General features: G+C 47.6%; 16 protein-coding genes. 6 read left to right on the top strand and 10 right to left on the bottom strand.

The window, feature by feature from the left end:
* Nucleotides 1–213 precede the first annotated feature (213 nt).
* Entirely contained in the window at nucleotides 214–711 is a 498-nt protein-coding gene (locus KSP24_RS04780; RefSeq protein WP_126666467.1) for a DUF1036 domain-containing protein, read from the top strand.
* A 95-nt stretch (nucleotides 712–806) separates the two neighbouring features.
* Here the strand turns inward: KSP24_RS04780 and KSP24_RS04775 are convergent, their stop codons facing one another.
* Nucleotides 807–1,760 carry an alpha/beta hydrolase gene (locus KSP24_RS04775; protein WP_216974588.1) on the bottom strand — a complete coding sequence of 318 codons (954 nt, stop codon included), beginning with the start codon at nucleotides 1,758–1,760 and terminating at the stop codon, nucleotides 807–809.
* 260 nt (nucleotides 1,761–2,020) lie between these two features.
* Between KSP24_RS04775 and KSP24_RS04770 the strand changes: the two genes are divergently transcribed.
* The gene (locus tag KSP24_RS04770) at nucleotides 2,021–2,656 is read left to right on the top strand and encodes an NAD(P)-dependent oxidoreductase (protein ID WP_025676748.1); all 636 of its coding nucleotides are present in this window, start codon (nucleotides 2,021–2,023) and stop codon (nucleotides 2,654–2,656) included.
* 639 nt (nucleotides 2,657–3,295) lie between these two features.
* Here the strand turns inward: KSP24_RS04770 and KSP24_RS04765 are convergent.
* The 7 genes from KSP24_RS04765 to kduI form a co-directional block, all read right to left on the bottom strand.
* The gene (locus tag KSP24_RS04765) at nucleotides 3,296–3,871 is read right to left on the bottom strand and encodes a GNAT family N-acetyltransferase (protein WP_129550185.1); all 576 of its coding nucleotides are present in this window, start codon (nucleotides 3,869–3,871) and stop codon (nucleotides 3,296–3,298) included.
* Nucleotides 3,872–3,919: 48 nt separating this feature from the next.
* Nucleotides 3,920–5,287: an MFS transporter gene (locus KSP24_RS04760; protein WP_216974587.1), complete on the bottom strand. Its 1,368-nt coding sequence runs from the start codon at nucleotides 5,285–5,287 to the stop codon at nucleotides 3,920–3,922.
* 91 nt (nucleotides 5,288–5,378) lie between these two features.
* The gene (locus tag KSP24_RS04755) at nucleotides 5,379–6,530 is read right to left on the bottom strand and encodes a winged helix-turn-helix domain-containing protein (RefSeq protein WP_216974586.1); all 1,152 of its coding nucleotides are present in this window, start codon (nucleotides 6,528–6,530) and stop codon (nucleotides 5,379–5,381) included.
* A complete protein-coding gene (locus KSP24_RS04750; protein ID WP_137079461.1) occupies nucleotides 6,511–7,749 on the bottom strand; it encodes a CynX/NimT family MFS transporter in 1,239 nt (412 codons plus the stop codon). Before KSP24_RS04750 ends, KSP24_RS04755 begins: the two co-directional genes overlap by 20 nt.
* 248 nt (nucleotides 7,750–7,997) lie before the next feature.
* Complete coding sequence (kduD, locus tag KSP24_RS04745; protein ID WP_040102621.1) at nucleotides 7,998–8,774, bottom strand: 2-dehydro-3-deoxy-D-gluconate 5-dehydrogenase KduD; 777 nt, start codon at nucleotides 8,772–8,774, stop codon at nucleotides 7,998–8,000.
* 49 nt (nucleotides 8,775–8,823) lie between these two features.
* The gene (locus KSP24_RS04740; RefSeq protein WP_013373614.1) at nucleotides 8,824–9,468 is read right to left on the bottom strand and encodes a bifunctional 2-keto-4-hydroxyglutarate aldolase/2-keto-3-deoxy-6-phosphogluconate aldolase; all 645 of its coding nucleotides are present in this window, start codon (nucleotides 9,466–9,468) and stop codon (nucleotides 8,824–8,826) included.
* A gap of 79 nt (nucleotides 9,469–9,547) precedes the next feature.
* Nucleotides 9,548–10,378 (bottom strand): 5-dehydro-4-deoxy-D-glucuronate isomerase, encoded by an 831-nt coding sequence (kduI, locus tag KSP24_RS04735; protein ID WP_013373615.1) that lies wholly within the window; start codon nucleotides 10,376–10,378, stop codon nucleotides 9,548–9,550.
* A 340-nt stretch (nucleotides 10,379–10,718) separates the two neighbouring features.
* Between kduI and KSP24_RS04730 the strand changes: the two genes are divergently transcribed.
* Nucleotides 10,719–11,675: a sugar kinase gene (locus KSP24_RS04730; RefSeq protein ID WP_013373616.1), complete on the top strand. Its 957-nt coding sequence runs from the start codon at nucleotides 10,719–10,721 to the stop codon at nucleotides 11,673–11,675.
* Nucleotides 11,676–11,855: 180 nt separating this feature from the next.
* On the opposite strand, the gene KSP24_RS04725 is transcribed toward KSP24_RS04730, so the two are convergent.
* Entirely contained in the window at nucleotides 11,856–12,869 is a 1,014-nt protein-coding gene (locus KSP24_RS04725) for a LacI family DNA-binding transcriptional regulator (protein ID WP_126666360.1), read from the bottom strand.
* Between the two features lie 289 nt (nucleotides 12,870–13,158).
* Nucleotides 13,159–14,568 carry an MATE family efflux transporter gene (locus tag KSP24_RS04720; protein ID WP_025676737.1) on the bottom strand — a complete coding sequence of 470 codons (1,410 nt, stop codon included), beginning with the start codon at nucleotides 14,566–14,568 and terminating at the stop codon, nucleotides 13,159–13,161.
* Nucleotides 14,569–14,924: 356 nt separating this feature from the next.
* On the opposite strand from KSP24_RS04720, the gene KSP24_RS04715 reads away from it, so the two are divergent.
* From KSP24_RS04715 to KSP24_RS04705, 3 genes are all read left to right on the top strand, one after another.
* A complete protein-coding gene (locus KSP24_RS04715; protein WP_129550190.1) occupies nucleotides 14,925–15,932 on the top strand; it encodes an acrylyl-CoA reductase family protein in 1,008 nt (335 codons plus the stop codon).
* A 256-nt stretch (nucleotides 15,933–16,188) separates the two neighbouring features.
* Complete coding sequence (locus tag KSP24_RS04710; RefSeq protein WP_064961580.1) at nucleotides 16,189–16,749, top strand: RNA polymerase sigma factor; 561 nt, start codon at nucleotides 16,189–16,191, stop codon at nucleotides 16,747–16,749.
* The gene (locus tag KSP24_RS04705) at nucleotides 16,709–18,394 is read left to right on the top strand and encodes a DUF4179 domain-containing protein (RefSeq protein WP_216974585.1); all 1,686 of its coding nucleotides are present in this window, start codon (nucleotides 16,709–16,711) and stop codon (nucleotides 18,392–18,394) included. The genes KSP24_RS04710 and KSP24_RS04705 overlap by 41 nt, the downstream gene beginning before the upstream one ends.
* Nucleotides 18,395–18,466: the final 72 nt, after the last annotated feature.

Genomic DNA, 18,466 nt, shown 5'->3' with positions numbered 1-18,466 from the left:
CGACGAACGTGAAGCGGTCTCTTATTTATGAACCGCGAACTCCCCATATGCCAATTGTGCGCTCGACTACTCCCACCTCTTTTACTTCCCTACCACAAAAACATTGAGATATTGCGTTCTTTTTTTGTACTTTTTGATCATCCATATATCTATTACTTTTTCAAAAAATTCGCATAGATTGATATTAATCTTTCAAAGAATGGAGTGAATAGAATGGGTTTTTATGTTCGTAACAGTACGCCTAATCCTATTTCGGTTGCTGTTGGATACTATGATTCTGGTTGTAGTCCTATCACCTATGCTAAGAGAGGCTGGTACCGTATAGAACCCGGTAGACGCGCATTTCTTGTAGCTGGGTCAGCCGCAAACCAAACGTTTTATGTCTACGGACATGACAGTTTCGGTAATTGGTGGGGTGGTGATTTCTACACAGATGTTCCTAGAGAGGCTTTCACAAGATGCTGGATAGCAGGTTGCCAAGGCCAGGGCTGTAGAAATGTGGGGTTCGATGAGATCAATGTTGGCAATTTCGAAAACTACACACTAAACCTTGTAGATAGTACCCAAGGTGCATCTAAGTCAAGACGTACTCTAGTAGCGAAAAAAAGAAAAACCAATTTTAAATTAGGGAAGTTCAGCTTTATAAAAACACCTGGAAAAGTAGGTAAACTAGGCAAGACTAGAAAACCACTATATGGTAAACGCAAATAGAATGATATAAACAGAACCAAAAGAAGCCTCCCAGCCATGAGCTGGGAGGTGCTTCCTTACATACTAACTGTGTATTCCTTCACTCGTCTATAAAACTAGCCCTCAAACCCTTGGCGCAGCCACGAGGTAGCCAGCATTATTGCACCGCGCTTGGCCGCGGTTTCCGACAATGGGTTCAGCATCACAAAGTCGTGTATGATGCCCTGAAAGCGCGCAGCGGTTACATCTACCCCAGCTTCACGCAACTTGTTCGCATAGGCCTCCCCTTCATCACGCAACACATCGGCCTCGCCTGTAATAACCAGCGCACGCGGTAGCCCTTTGAGCTGGTCAGTGGTGGCACGTAACGGAGACGCCGTGATCTGCGCTCGTTCGTTAGGATCTGTCGTATATTGATCCCAGAACCATTGCATCCCTTCGCGGCTCAGGAAATATCCTGTGGCGAACTCATGGTACGACTCCGTATCAAAAGAAGCGTCCGTCACTGGATAGAACAGCAACTGCTGCCGAATGGTAGGACCACTGCGTTCTTTGGCCAGCAGAGTTACAGCTGCAGTCATGTTACCACCGACACTATCTCCGGCGATCGTCAGCGTATCGGGCTTCAGCCCATGCTCGCGCCCATGCTGTGCCACCCATTGAACGACCGCGTAAATTTCCTCAATCGCCGTCGGATATTTGGCTTCAGGCGACAAGCTGTATTCCGGGAATACAACGGCTGCCTGTGAGCCTACCGCCAGTTCACGAATCAGACGGTCATGCGTATGAGCATTACCGAATACCCAGCCTGCCCCGTGGATATATACAATGACCGGGAGATCGCCTGTCACCTGTTGTGGACGAACAATTTTGACCTTCACCTCACCGCCAGGGCCACCTGGAATCGACAGGTCCTGCAGGTCTGCGGCAGGTTTATCTGCTGGACCGGATTGAACTTCATTGACCGTTTCACGTCCTTTTTCAGGACCCAAATCATACAGAAACGGAGGCTTGGCATTATCGTCTGCAAATTTTTGCGCTGCGGGCTCCAGCTGTACTTTTTTACTCATATCGTTTCACTCTTCCTTTCTGATCTGCGGTCTACATGTATTTAATATGGTTTACATTTACTTATTCAGTATCATCTTATATTTAAACGAGTTCCTCTCTTTCCAATCGGAGGACTCTATCTTGTCCAACAGAAGAGCTTGACTTTTAATTCATATTGTAACTATAATAGTTACATATTAAAGTTCAAGTATGAACATCATGCAACGCATGAATCAAGCAAATAAATCATCCAAATTATTTTTTAGGAGGCTATTCTATTATGAAAATTGCAGTTATTGGTGCAGGCGGTAAAGCAGGAAGTAATATCGTAAAAGAAGCATTAGACAGAGGGCATGAAGTAACCGCCATCGTGCGTGACCCGGCTAAAGTAACGGACAATCGTGCTGCTGTAGTACAAAAAGACGTTTTTGATCTGAAAACAGATGATCTGAAAGGTTTTGACGTCGTTGTTAATGCTTTTGCCGCTCCGTTTGGACAAGAGCATCTGCATGTAGATGCAGGTAATGTACTGATTGAGGCTCTCCGCAATGTATCCGGTACTCGCCTGATTGTTGTAGGTGGTGCAGGTAGCTTGTTTACGGATGAATCCGAGACACTCTTGGTAAAGGATACTCCTGACTTCCCTGATTTTGTATATCCAACAGCTCATAACCAAGGAAAAAACCTGGAAATTCTACGCGGTACCAGTGACCTAAACTGGACTTTCATTAGTCCTTCTGCAGAATTTGCTCTCGGCAAACGTACAGGCTCTTACCAAGTGGGTAAAAACACCCTGCTGGTTAATTCCAAAGGTGCAAGCTATGTCAGCTATGAGGATTATGCTGTTGCCGTAGTAGACGAAATTGAAAAACCACAACATCTAAATCAACGCTTCACTGTCGTATCCGAGTCCTAATTCTGCAGCTGAACCGAACATTCCAACATAAAAAGACCCTTCGGTCACTTTCCATCCTGCTTGGAAAATGATCCCGAAGGGTTCTGTCACTTTGAGGGGGGCAAGTATTTTCATAATCCATGGAACAACGAACCAGCCACCCAGAATAGCCCCCACGAAGAAGATCAACTTCTTGCCAACAAGAAGTCCCCACGAGGTTTACCCACCCCAGTACAATACCAGCGATCAGCTTTCCTAATACTGCAGGTTGACCGAGCTTAACCGATAGATGACCGGCTTTTTTGTAAACAACAGAATCTACAGAAGATACAATATAAATTGCATCCTTTTGTCTATCCTCGAACTTGTTTGTGCATAACTCTTATTGAAGAAAACGGATAATTATAAAATGCAGAACAATCGTCCAAAATATGTGTCTGACCTTAAACAGACCAACAACTCACAAAATAAAAAGGGAAACCCGACATACAGCACAGGTTCCCCTAAAAAGACATAAAGGAGCCTTGGTGACAGGCTCCTCCGGTAATTCATATATTCATTTGATGTTGTCGGTTATCCTTGCGCAAACAAGTAACTTTATCTTTTAATTATATCTCTTCTGCAAACCCGTGTAAACGTATTGAATCAATTTTCTGCTTGTTACACATATCTGTTGCGATATTCATGCTGCAGCATACTCATCAAAATCGAATCGTGGTATTGGTGATTGTAAAATAAAGCATCCCGCTGCACACCTTCACGCTTAAAGCCTACTTTTTCATAGCAGCGGATGGCCTTTTCATTAAAATCAAATACATTCAGCTCAATCCGATGCAGGTTACAAATGCCGAACCCATAGTCCAGCATTAACACAAGCGCTTCGGTGCCGTAGCCTTTGCCTTGATCCCCCTGCTCATTGATCGCAATACGGATGTTGGCGCTGCGATTCAGGCTATCCATATCCTGTAATGCAATATCGCCGATGACACGATCATCCTCCTGAAGTGCAATGAGAAGCAGCAAGCTTGAGGAATCCTGCCCTTTACCTTCAATGTAACGGGCAATTTGCTCTTTGGTAAAGCTTCGCTGTGTGCCCGTCAGTCTCCGCACTTCCCGATGGAACAATGTATTATAGTATAGCTCGGTGTCCTCCACGTTAATGGGACGCAAGTACACCCGCGAGCCTTCAAGTAGTCGTGCCACTGGCGTTGTAGATGAAGAATTTTGAATCAACATGATCTCTCCTATGCTAAAAATATAAATTGCTAGAATGGAAGCAAACGATTACGCTAGATCAACATTTTGTTCAGTAGAAGGGGTAGGATTAGCGAGAGACTCGCGCCAAATTACGGATTGAAGCAGTAGTCCTGCCAAACCTAGGATTCCTACAGTCATTCCGATCCAGACAAAAGCCGTCCCCGCCCCTGCTATTCGGATCAATACTCCCCCAGCAAGCGGCGAAATGACCATGATCGCTCCAATCACGGTACTTTGGATACCAAAGACGCGCCCCACCATATCAGCAGGGGTTTTGGCTTGTAATATGTAATTCTGGGTGATAATGTACAGGCCGTTCCCCACACCTAGCATGGCCCCGATCGTAAGCAGAACAGGGAGTCCTGTCCCGGGTTGCGCCCAGCCCAAAGCGGCAATAGCTCCGCCAACCAGCACATACCCTCCACCGAGCCCCCAGCCTGCGCTTATACGATTCAAGCGATTAAGCACAAGCATGCAGCCGACGGCGCCAGCACCTATAGCTGAAACCAGCCAACCGAGCAGCGATTCGTTGCCCGGAGCGAGCACTCGCAGCAATGTAGGGAACTGGTAGTCGATCATAAGAATGGCGATCAAACCGAACAGGCCGAATATGAGCGTATGCAAAAGCATTCGACTGCGCCAGAGGAACGCCCAACCCTCCCGCCACTGGCTGAAAAAACGGGATGCGTGAGCAGGCCCTCCCTGCATCTTGGCATCATCTGCCTCATCCGCTGTAAGCGATGCCGACTTCCTTAGCTGCGCGTCAGCACCAGCAACCGCTTGCTGGTCTGTGGCAGCCAGCGTCGGGCCGATGCCACGCAGCGGCCAGAGCAGCAGGCCAGAGCAGAGACGCAGCAGTGCATTCAGGATAATGCATGCTTGCGGGGACAGCACAGTCAGAGTCATGGCGCCCAGCAAGGGCCCCGCCACTTTGGAGGCCTGATTGACCAGCCCATTCAGTGAGGTTGCACGGAACAGGTCGCCACTGGCGACTACTGTACGGGTCAAGCCTTGCTGTGAAGGCATTTGGAATACGCCAGCCGCCGCGCGCAAACCAAGCAAAGGCAACAGCCACGCCGGACCTGGGACGGCGAGAATCGCCAGCGTCAATAAGGCGATAGCTGCATCGCAGATGATCATCAGTCGGGCCTTATGCACCCGATCGGCTAACGTGCCTGCAATGGAACCGAGTAGTAGACCCGGTAGTGCCATGACTACCGGAATCAGCGCAATCAGCATGGGATCGGCTTCCCAGCGGTAAGCAACAAGCACCTGAATGGCGATAGCATCAAACCAATCGCCAAAGGAAGCAGCCGTATGGGCCGCAAACATCCGCCGAAAACGACCGTTACGCCAAATGCTGAGCGTGGATTGCAATTCTTTATTTTCCTTCATTTCTACTCACCCTGCTCTCATTTTCTGCTTCTTTAGCAATAAGAACATTCTAGCGGGCCTATATCAGAGGAAAATCAGACAGCTAAAAAAATCAGACCCCAGAAAGGATCTGCTCCAGCCAGCGTCTTAGCGCCGGACGATGCAATGTTAAATTATTGTCCCGATCAAGCCGATTATATTGAGCCGCGTATTTCTCTTCCAACATGGGATAAGAGCCGCAGAGCTTCAAAAAACCGCGAATTTGGCAAACCGCCTTGATTTTTAGCAGTTCCTGTTTCGCCATATCAAGGGTAACTAGCCCCTCATCCATGAGCCGCTCGGCGTTGTCCACATCTCCAGTACGCAACAGCATAAGTCCGCGCATCATGCGATAACGACCCAGTTCACGCAAATACGGAGCTTTCGACAGCATGCCTTCCAGACGATCAGAAAGTTCAGCAGCCTTTTCCATGTGATTGGCAACCAGATGCATGTACATCTCCATGAGCGCAACCGGCATCACAAATTTATCGAGATCATCCCGCTCCATGACCATTAAAGTCAGTGGTAGACCTTCCTGTGCGCGTTCAGGTTGTCCATTTTCCACATAAGCCTCCAGGATATTGAGGATGCGTAATTCGCGCTCTTGGTCACTGGACAGCAATCCACTGACAAGCGCACGCTCACATAGAGCAAGCCCCTCATCCGTTACCCCTGCTGTGCCCGTATATAGCAGCAGCATCCAATACAAACGGTCCGCGGGTGCAAAATCCTCCTGCTTCAAGAACCAAGCCACATCTGCCTGTACAAAACGGGTATACATTTGATAAAAGGAGGACATTTGAAAACCCATCTGCTCCTGCTGGGCAGCCAGTGCTACGATGGAATTTCCCTGTCCCAACAGCTGGTATTTGCGGAATAGTCCATGTACGGCGTCTTGCACCTCCTGATCGTGCAAGGACGGATGGTTCTGCGGCTGCACGTCAGTCAGGGTCAAGCTGTAGCCATACCCTCTAACCGTATGAATACGAAGCCCAGTCCATGCCTTAAGTTTTTTGCGCAATCTGTAGATATGATCATCCACGGTACGCTCCACTGGATATTCCAACGGCCACACACGATCCAGCAGTTGTTCCCGGGTGAACACCTGATTCCGGTTATCGTATAGAAAGCGCAACAACGCAAACTCTTTAGCCAACAACATAACACGATCTGCATTATAGACCACGCTATAGCCATCTGCATCAAATTGCAGCCTGATCATCCACCTCGCCTCCGACATATCGTTTCTTGGCTGCACCCAGGCCTGTAAACATGAGCAGCACACTCAGGCACAAGAGTAAAAGTAGCGGAATTGTCCAGCCTTGTGTCGCATCATGCAAATAACCGAATAGTGTCGGTCCTGTCGCTGCCAGCAAATAACCAAAGGATTGCGCCATACCTGACAGCTCTGCGGCCTGCTGCGGTGTCCGGGTCCGCAAATTAAAGAACATCATGACTAGCGGGAAAGCAAAACCACCTGCTATTCCAATACAAATAACCCAAACCACACTCCACTGTGTAGCCCCGAGCAGAAATCCACCCAGACCGATAAAATACAGCACTGCCATAATCAGAACCAATAGCCGCTGATCCTTCACTCGCGCCGCCCAAATAGGCACAATAAAAGTAAATGGCATTTGTGAAAATTGCATCACAGACAGCATCCATCCCGCAGTCTCTGAATCCATTCCCTGTCCGCTCATCATTTCGGGAAACCAGGCAGCAGGAACATAGAACAGGGCAGATTGCAGCCCCATAAACAGCGTTACCTTCCAAGCCAAAGACGATTTATACACATTCACCGTTCGGGCAGACACTGCCGCTTGATTAGCCGTTCGGCGCGCCTTAAGAAGCTGGGGCACCCAGAGTAAAATACCTACGACACCGACAATCGCCCAAATTCCCAAAGCACCGCGCCAGCCCATTCCTCCGTTCAGTGCCAGCGGTATACTCAGACCGGATGCTGTTGCAGCGACCACATTCATGGATACGGAATATACGCCGGTCATTAGTCCACTATTGCGGGGGAACTCCTCTTTGATTAGGCTGGGCAGCAAAACATTGCATACAGCAATAGCCAGTCCCAGCATCGCAGTCCCGACAAATAACGCAGTCACTCCTAGCGTCGAGCGCACCACAATACCTGCGGTCAACAGCAGCAAGGCTGCAAAAATAATAAGGGAAGACCCGAAGCGGCGCGACAGTTTGGCTACAAAAGGCGACAACAGTGCAAAAGCAAGCAGCGGTAATGTCGTTAACAGACCACTTAGTGTATTCGAAATATGCAAAGAATCCTTAATCAAACCGATAAGGGGTCCTACCGAAGTAATCGAGGCGCGCAGATTGGCACCCACCAGGATGATCCCTGCGGCAAGCACCCAAGGACCTGCATGCCACAAAGATTTGTATACCAAAGCTCGTTGGTGTTGCTGTGAACTCATCTCTCCATTCTCCAATCCATTCTGTATTATGCTCAAAGGCTCCAACCAAGTGTAACGGCTGGAGCCTAGGCAATTTTTATCTCATTAAATTATAAAGGCATTCGTGTCACATGCATAGGACGGAATCGACACAGCGTCCCAAATCTTCATGTTCAGCTTATCGCTTCATCATACAAAAAAGCTGCCTGAAAGGATGAATTCCTTTTGAGGCAGCTTTCAGTTCATGACTTCGATGTGAGTAGCGCTGCTTAACGTACCAGCCAGCCGCCATCCACCGCCAAGATATGACCGTTCATGTAGTCCGAACCCTGACTGGCGAGGAAAACAACAACTCCCATCAGATCAGACGGATCACCCCAACGACCAGCAGGAATACGCGACAATATTTCTTGATTGCGATTTTCATCCGCACGAATTGGAGCTGTGTTCGCCGTAGCAATATAACCAGGGGCAATCGCATTAATCTGAACGTTATGAACCGCCAGCTCGTTTGCAAATGCCTTGGTCAAGCCAGCCACTGCATGCTTACTTGCTGTATACGGCGGAACGAACTTGCCGCCTTGGAAAGCAAGCATAGAAGCGACATTAATAATCTTTCCGCTTTTTTGCTCTACCATTATCTTCGCCACTTCCTGGCTCAAATGGTATACAGCATTCAGATTGATTTCCATAACAGCGTCCCAATCTTCATCTTTATACTCCAGCAAAGGAGCGCGGCGGATCGTACCCGCATTATTGACAAGGATATCAATTTTGCCAAATTCCTTGACGCACTCTTCTACAAGTTTTTTAATGGATGCTTTTTCAGTCAGGTCAGCCTGGTAAAAGGCAAACTTTACACCCGTTGGCTCCAGCAGAAGTCTTGTTTCTTCATAATCATCATTGTTAGCTACAATGAACAGGTTTGCGCCTGCTTTGGCCAAAGCCACGGAATATCCTTGACCTAGTCCACTGTTGCCCCCTGTTACAATCGCCGTTTTACCTTTCAGACTGAAAAAATCCAATGAAAAATTGTCCAGACCCATGCCTACGCCTCCATCACAAATTAGTATAAAAACCTATATTTCCTGAAGCCTACAACGCTGCACGTACTTCTTTATATTTAGCTACATAACGCGCTGCATTTTCTGTGATCAAGTCGTAGCGACCTTCCTTGGCTGGAGCCGTCAAATTGCCTCCAATTCCCACAGCCACACATCCGTTACGCAGCCAGGTTTCCATATTATCCAGATCAACGCCACCCGTTGGCATAATCTGCACGTGAGGCATTGGTCCTCTCACGGCCTTAACAAAGTCCGCCCCCATCGTATTGCCCGGGAACAACTTCACGACATCACTGCCCAATTTCATGGCTTCCTTGATCTCATTCAGCGTCATACAGCCAGGCATATAAGGAATCGCGTACAAATTGCATAGCTTCGCTGTTTCTTCTTCAAAAGAAGGACTCACAACAAATTCTGCTCCGGCCAGAATAGCAATTCTCGCCGTCAGTGACTCCAGTACAGTTCCTGCACCAATAACGGCCCGGTCCTTAAATTCGTCTCTCAATCTTCGAATGACCTGATCCGCATCCGGTGTGGTAAACGTAAGCTCAATATTATCCAAGCCGCCTTCAATACAGGCTTTGGACATTTGATACGCTTCCTCCGCTGTGTTTCCCCGAATGACTGCGACAACACCAACCGAAGTGATATGTTCCAAAACTTTCTTTTTCGTCATGTTCCTGATCCTTTCCACGAATGAGATGACCATGGTTCCTCAGCCGCTTGCAGGTCTACGCTCCAATGCAATGACCGGATTAACGCAGCTCGCTCATGGCTACCTGATCCATGTCCTTGTATGTTTTATTTTCACCGGCCATGCCCCAAATGAAGGTATAGCTACCCGTAGCCGCACCGCAGTGGATAGACCAAGGTGGGGAAATAACGGCTTCATCATTTTTCATGACCAGATGGCGCGTTTCGTTCGGCTCACCCATCAGGTGGAACATTCTGGCGTTCTCATCCAGCTCAAAATAGAAATACACTTCCATGCGACGGTCATGAACATGTGTTGGCATAGAGTTCCACACACTGCCGTTCTCTAATGTGGTCATACCCATAACCAGTTGGCAACTTTGAATGCCTTCATCATGGATAAAGCGACGTAACGTGCGGTTATTGGCTGTTTCCTGCGAACCCAAACTTTCAGACGGCACATCGGCAAAAGACTGCTTCGTCGTCGGATACGTGGTATGAGCCAAGGCTGAAACGATATAAAACTTCGCAGGTTTTTCGCTGGAATCGCTTTCAAAGATCAACTCCTTGGCACCTTTACCTACGTAAAGACAGTCTTTTGTGGCCAGCTCGTAAGTTTCACCATCCACCTTGACCGTACCACTGCCGCCGACATTAAAAACACCCAGTTCACGGCGCTCCAGGAAAGTTTCCGCTTTGATTTGATCGTTACCTTCCAGTGCAACAGATTTATTCACGGGGTGAATGCCCCCGATAATGACACGATCTTCATGCGTATAGACCAGCTTTACTTCCTCAGGTACAAAAAGCTCCTGAATCAGATAGTGCTGACGCAACTCTTCAGTCGTAAAATGCTTGGCATGTTCGGGATGAGTTGAATAACGCATTTCCATAAAAACATTCCTCCTGTTTAGATAAACTTTTTTATCAACGGAATTGTTATAAAAGCGGTTTCTAACTCTACTTCTTAGCTAGAATTGTAATAATTATCTAAGAGGGTGTCAACCCAAAACTTCATCATTCCTAGAAAAAGCCTTAATATTCGCGAATTTTTACATACTTTTTACCTTTTGATAAACAAGAACATATTTTTTTATCTATATTACCCAAAAAGTTTTTAGCAAATATATCAACTTACTCATTGTGAAAAACCGATTTATGTGATAATTTCATTTTATTCAAGTGGTGCATACGCTTACAGATTTAGTTTACTAAACATAAGGAGGAATTCAAATGACCGCAACATTGGATGCTGTTACCTTCGGAGAACCCATGGCCATGTTTTACGCCAATGAAGCAGGCTCTCTGGATGAGGTGCGTTCATTCACCAAAGCGCTGGCCGGAGCGGAGACGAATGTTTCGGCCGGTTTGTCGCGTTTGGGACTACGAGCCGGACTCGTGACCAAACTCGGCGAGGATACGTTCGGCAAGTTCATTGCCGATGCACTGCGTCAGGAGAAGATTGACACCCAAAATGTCATGTTTACCAAAGACCACTCTACCGGGATGCTGATTAAATCCAAAGTTACCAGCGGCGATCCTGAGGTCGAATATTTTCGCAGGCATTCCGCCGCTTCCACACTGAGCATTGCTGATTTTAACGAAGCTTACTTTGCCGGGGCTCGCCACCTGCACTTTACAGGTATTTCTGTCGCACTTTCCCCTGAATGCCGCGACTTCGCCCGACATGCGAAGCAGTTTATGAAAAAGGCAGGCAAAACCGTATCCTTCGATCCCAACCTCAGACCCAAGTTATGGCCTGACACACAAACGATGGTGGAGGCGATTAACGAAGCGTCCGAGGGTTGCGACTGGCTGCTGCCAGGCATTCATGAAGGTAAAATACTAACAGGCTATACTTCGCCTGAAGATATCGCTTCGTTCTACCTCGATCGCGGCACCTCGCTGGTGATCATCAAGTTGGGAACCGAAGGCGCCTATTACAAATCCGCAGATGCAGAGGGATATGTCAAGCGTTTCCGCGTAGATCATGTCGTGGATACCGTCGGCGCAGGTGACGGCTTTGCCGCAGGTGTTATCAGCGCACTGCTGGAAGGATTACCCCTGGCTGAAGCAGTCAAGCGCGGTAATGCACTTGGTGCGCTGGCTGTCATGTCAGCCGGAGACATGGACGGCTATCCGACGCGAGCCGAATTGGAATCTTTTTTGCTCAGCGCCAGCACCAATTAGTTTGGGTTCATTCCCCGCATAACCTTCACCGCTATGAGCGCAAGCTCAACAAGGCCGAATCCTAAGTCAGCCTTAACTTCCAATAGCCCGTATTCGCATTTGTACGACCTGAGCAGCATACGCATACTCAGGTCGTACAAAGGAATACGGGCTATTTTTATATATATGACATATACTCGTTTACAGCGTTTTGACGGATTCTCCTCGATGGATATCCGGCACAAATCGGTAAATAATCGGAACCGACTCGCCGCCTTCCTCAATGCTGGACAGCAGCGTTTTTGCCGCCTGCTTCCCCATATCCGCAATCGGTTGTGTAATGGTCGTAATGGGCGGATTGTAAATATGGGCAAACTCCGCATCGTCAATTCCGATAATGGACAATTCTGCCGGAATACGTATACGGCGGGCATTCACATACTTCAACACCTCAGCCAACACAATATCATTCCCGGCCAACAGTGCAGTCGGCGGCTCCGTCAGTTGGAACAGTTCCTTCAGTGTCTGCTGGATTTCTTCTCTCGGCACACTGTGCATATACTCTTCACGAAATGGCAAGCCATGCTCCTCCAGCGCCTTCTTATATCCGCTGAGCCGCTCCACTCGTGGAGTAATCCGATTCAAGCCAAGGGGCAAGGTAATCAACGCAATTCGTTCATGCTTGTGAGCCACAAGTTCCTGAATCGCCAGCTTAATCGCCATTTCGTTATCCAGCAGCAGGCTGCGTGTATTGACACCGTCCACCAGGCGGTCCAAAAACACCAATGGATATTTTTCCCGAATGAGCTGGTTGTAAATGTCCGCATGCTTTCCTGTCGGGAAGATGATTAAGCCGTCCACTTGGCGGGCCTTGAGCATCTCAATATACTGACTTTCCTTGTCAGGGTTTTCATCGGCGTTGCAAATGATCACCTGAATGCCAAAGCGCTGCAATTCCTCCTCAATCGCACGGATAGACTGAATCGACAGCGTATAATCAATGTTGGCCACAATAACTCCCACCATAAACGTCCGGTTTTGCTTCAAGCTGCGGGCCAGCCCGTTAGGCTGATAGTTCAGCTCTTGAATAACCTCGGCGATCCGGTCCTTGGTTTGGTCGCTCATATATTTATATCGTTTGTTCAGAAATTGCGAGACCGTGCTTTTAGACACTCCCGCCTTCTGGGCAACATCTTCAATCGTTGGCTTCTTCATCGGTACACTCCTTGTCTTTCATGTACTGCGTTAGTGCAACAAAAGTATATCTTTCTTTTAGTAAATTTACCATACTTCTATTTATGAATGCCATTATGATATATTTTGAGCTTAAAACTTACCTGTGGTGCCACTTCGCCAACTCCATTTTCATATACAACTTTTGGCTCACTGCTATTTCCACTCTATGCAGGAAAAAGAGGTAGTTCAAGATGTTCTCTTGAACTACCTCCACGTATACAACTCTATCAAAAAGCTAGGTTCCAGTTAACCCGAATAACTACTTGGATTAGTGTGCCGGAACAGGCGTTGCAGGTTGATCCGGTGTATCGTGCTCGACCAGCGAATGCTTTTCCCATAACCGGCTTCTCCAGCGGGCATACATGATGACAGCACGAGTCCATTCATCAGCAGCAATCGCCAGCCACACACCAGCGAGTCCCATATCCAGCTTGAATACCAGCAGATAACCCAGCGGCAAGCTCATGCAGACCATGGAGATCAGGCCCATAAAGACTGGGAACTTGGCATCTCCAGCAGCACGCAACGAGTTAATAATGACGATATTCGTCGTCCGGCCAGTTTCCAGCAGAATGCTAAGTAAAATAACCTGTGCACCCAAACGAATAATCTCAGGGTTTTCCGTAAACAAACCGAGCAGGGGTACACGGAAAAAGATAACTATGGCATCAATGATCACAGTCACGAGCAGCGCCCATTTCACACTGCTCAATACACGTTTATAAGCCGTATCCTTCTCCCTGGCTCCCACGAGCCTCCCCACTACAATAGCCGTTCCCATACCAACTGCCATACTGAACAAATAAATATAGCTCGAAATATTATTGGCATATTGACGTGTCGCCATCGCTTCAGCGCCCAGATAAGTCACATACAGTGTAAATATGAGCTGACAAGACTGATACATGATGGACTCCAGCGCGGATGGTACACCAATACGCAATATTTTTGTGATAAATTTTCTGGATAAATGGACGTAATATTTCCACTCGACACGGACCTCAGTTACCCGGTACATCAGCCAGAAGAAGATCAAGAGACAAATAAAGCGGCTACCTACTGTAGAAATAGCAGCACCTTCTACACCGAGTGCAGGCATTCCCCAATGCCCCAAAATCAAAACATAGTTGCCGACCACGTGGATCACGTTCATAAAAACCGATACATACATCGTTTCTTTGGTAAAACCGTGCGTACGAATGGTCGCCGCCAGCGAGTTAATCAATGCCTGAAGGAAAATGGCCCCCCCGACGATACTCATATAGGATTCCGCGTAAGTCAGAATATCCCCCTGGACATTCAGCCATTGCAACATATGAGTACCAAACACAAGAAAAATCACGCTTAGCAAAAGACCTACCATTAAATTCAGAGTAATGGCCGTACCCGTCACCTGAGCCGCTTCGACAAGTTTCTTAGAACCGATATATTGAGCTACGACGATAGCAGCGCCGTTGCCGATAACCTCCAGTACAAGGATAGCGATTGAAATAATTTGATTGGACGCGCCCACACCCGACACTGCATTATCAGATACAGAACTGAGCATGAATGTATCGACGCTTCCCATTAGCATAAACAGGAACAATTCAAGGAAAATAGGCCATGTCAAACGGAACAAATTCAGTTCCTTGGCTTCGGACAATACCGAACCATTTTTTAGTGCTCTGGTTGTCATTCATTCACCTTTCTTCATAGAATATTTAATGATCAAAGGGTATGTTAGCACAGTCATTCTGAAAATACATCCCGTTTACGTAAAATGATTTGAAAAATACGTAAGAGTTCATTTATCACCTTCTTTATATTTGATTATCGAACTTTATTGAAACAAGCTGTTGCAAGAATATAGCCATAATCCGGTCCGCTCGATGTCTTGATGAGCTAAAGGGTATAATAGATTAAGAGCTTGTGAGCATTGCCGCTGACAGGACGTGCAGATTGTTGTATGCTTCCCAAGCATAATTTGTAATTTAGAAATGGATTATATAGGTCATTCATAGACTTAAACGGTAATAAAGGAGGCTTTTACAGATGACTCAATCATTTCAAGCCCTTGTCGTCGATCAGACGCAGGACGGAGAGGTTCAAGCAGAAGTACGTTCTTTGGAAACTGACAGTTTACCTGCTGGAGAAGTATTGATTCGTGTCGCTTATTCCAGCATCAATTATAAAGACGGGCTTGCCGCCCGCAAGGATGGCAATATTGTCAAATCCTATCCGTTCGTACCCGGCATAGATTGTTCGGGAACCGTCGTTTCTTCCGAGGATAGCCGTTTTAGCGAAGGACAAGCGGTACTCGTTACCGGGTACGGGCTGGGTGTGTCTCAATTCGGAGGATTCAGCCAATATGCGCGCGTGCCTGCGGACTGGGTGGTTCCACTTCCCGACGGACTCACGCTGAGAGAGGCGATGATTTTTGGGACAGCCGGATTCACCGCAGCCCTGTCGTTATATCGGCTGGAGCAAAACGACGTTGCGCCGGAGAAGGGTAAGGTGCTCGTCACCGGTGCGACGGGTGGCGTAGGCGGTGCAGCCATTTCCTTGCTGCACAAGAGGGGCTACCATGTCGTAGCCAGCAGTGGCAAAGTCGAATCCCATGATTACCTCAAGGCGCTCGGAGCAGCCGATGTTATTTCGCGTGAGGAGGTTTACGACGGTGCCGAGAGCATTCGACCGTTAGCCAAGCAGCTTTGGCAAGCGGCTGTAGACCCTGTAGGCGGAAAGCCGCTCGCTTCGCTGCTCAGCCAGATCGCCTACAACGGCTCTGTTGCCGTGAGCGGCCTGACGGCAGGCACCAAGCTGCCTACGACGGTGCTGCCGTTTATTTTGCGCGGCGTAAATCTACTGGGCATAGACTCTGTCTTCTGCCCCTATGACACCCGCGTAGCGATCTGGAAGCACATCGGCAGTGATTGGAAGCCGGAACAGCTAGAACAGCTCGTTGAGCGCGAAATTGGCTTGGCTGACCTGCCAAGCGCGCTCGAAGACATCCTGGCAGCCCGCTCACAGGGTAGAACGATTGTACGGCTGGCTGATTAAGCGGAAGGTTGTCCACAAGCTATCCGTTGACGGGTTTTTGCGCGAAGGTGTGTTCATCCCGTAGGGTCGTAGCAATGAAACATATAAGAAGCCTGTAAATCTGCAGTTTTGAGATTTACAGGCTTCTTTTTTTGTGTGGTACATTGGAGAAAAAGTGGACACATTCGAAGCGGACGATTTATTTTCATAACCAAATGAACCTTTTGTGAACTCCAATTGTTGTATAGATAAACTGCACGAGAAAGGAGAGCCATCATTGCAAAGTAATCGAGAGTTGTTTGATCTGTATCAACGGGATGTGTACCGAACCTGCTACTACATGGTCCATAACGCCTCGGATGCAGAGGATTTAACACAGGAAGTGTTTATAACCTTGTTTCGCAGCAATCGTGAGCACATCGAGCAACTAAAAGCCTGGATTATGAAAGTTACGGTCAATCATTGTCTGAACCATCTTAAACGCCGAAAAAGCCTGCATCTGAAAGTATCGGCCAATCCCCATCTTTTTACTGGAACAGAAAACAAGCCTGTGGACAGGCAGGTGGAGGAACGCGAGTCGGCTGAGGAATGGGCTGTTTATATGAATCGCCTACCGGCCAAAATCCGCGCTGTGCTGACACTTCGCTATATGCATGATTTCACGCTGGCAGAAATATCCAAACTGCTGGAAATTCCGCTGGGAACCGTCAAATCCAGGACACACAAAGGGCTAAAGTTAATGGAACAAATACTGCGGGAGGCTGGCGCACAGATTCCCGAGCTGGAAGGAGAGAACTATGAACAACGTAGAAAAGGCATTGAAGCACAAGTTAAATGATGATTCGAAAATGGCCTATCCTGACTTCGATGAGATGTGGAACCGGATGGAACAGACAGGGCATACTGCCCCTACGCTAACCGACACTTTCGATTCATTCACTCCGCACCGACATAGAAATTGGCGCAAAATAGCTATCGCTGCTTCCCTGAGCGCACTTCTCGTTGCCGTTCCCGTCTATGCCGCCATCCATTATAACTGGGACAATCTGCTGCACGGAAGAAGTGGAATTGAGACGGCTTTAGCTCAAAACCTTGGACAGCCTTTAGAACAGTCTGTCACCAGAGACGGGATAAAGCTGACGTTGCATACCGCTATTGTCGATGAGAACCGGACCGTGATTCTGTACAGCTTGGAGGTCGGAAAACGGGCAGACAACGAGTTTTGGAATGTCAAAGGCGTATCACTTAAAAATGCTGCGGGGAAAAGCAGCGAAGGGGAGTATAGCTTTCAGCAATGGGACGAGAAAAATCAACGCTATAACGGTTACTTTGAAAGTGATTGGACACCGCAGCAAGAAACAGAGAACGCGCGGCTGGCCGTAGATCATATAGAGCTCACCAGCGTTCAGGAACTGGATTTGCCGCTCGATATCAAATCACCTCAGACGCAGACTTTCAAACTGGATCGTAACGGCTTACAAAATATGAAGGTACAAGTATTTGAACAAGGTAAGGACAAGCTGATGCTGTCCTCAGCAATTACCTTCGATTCGTCCATACCAAAGGAATGGGACAATCCACAAATTATTGCCTATAAAGATGGGAAGCCTGTGAATCCTCAATCTGGAGGGACATTTGGTACACCCGGTGAGAACGGAGAATACACAGCCCAGCAGTATTTTACTAAAGAGGATATACCAGAAGGGCAAACTACTTTTAAACTGCAATATACACAAACCGAGAAAAGTATACATGAGCCCCTAAATTTTGACCTGCAGTTAAGCAAGAAGAAAATGGAGAGCGGTACAATAAAAAGCGTGCTGAATACCCCATTAGAGAACGGCAATCCGAATTTTATGCTGGAACAAATGATTGTCACACCGACACAAATCCGTGTCACGATCAGAAGCAAGGAGAAATTCGCCATGTTACCTTATCAAAAATATTTTCTTTCTGTGAACGGTACAACGTTAGAGGGTAGCCGTTGGTCTTCACCTGATCAGGAACACGATCTGAACACGATCCGTTTTGAACGACCAGCCAATCTTGTGATTACCCGGGATACTCCCATTACTTTTACAGGCAAATACAAGGTTACGACCCATTCGGATGACAAAACGCCACAGCGTTTAGCTGATATTTCTGAGCAAAAACAGACGCTAACGACGCAAATCGGTGGCTATCCTGTGAAGTGGACCTACTACAAGCAAGGCTCGGACTTGTTCGTAGAAACCGAAAGTGAGGATACTCACTTTGGGGGGATTAACCAGACGCATATTGGCCTGGGGAAAGAAAGGATTATTGGCAAGCCGATCACGGCCAACTTCGCCGGAGATGGCAATAATAAGGCAGTGGATGTCTACAAGAACTTCAAGGGAAAGGAAGCTTCTATTTATATGTTCTACTATACAACAGACGACCCGGAAGCAGAGACGACCGTACCCTTGCAGCCACTGACAAGCAACAGCAAAGTATCTAAATAACAATGCTATAAAAAGAGGGTTCTCTATACCTGTGTGATTCACAGTATAGGAACCCCCTTTTTTATTTGTCTA

This window comes from Paenibacillus sp. AK121, assembly GCF_019042715.1.
In the GTDB taxonomy this organism is placed as follows: domain Bacteria; phylum Bacillota; class Bacilli; order Paenibacillales; family Paenibacillaceae; genus Paenibacillus; species Paenibacillus polymyxa_C.
Note: the sequence above shows the minus strand (reverse complement) of the source record. Positions and strands in the feature narration are given on the sequence as shown.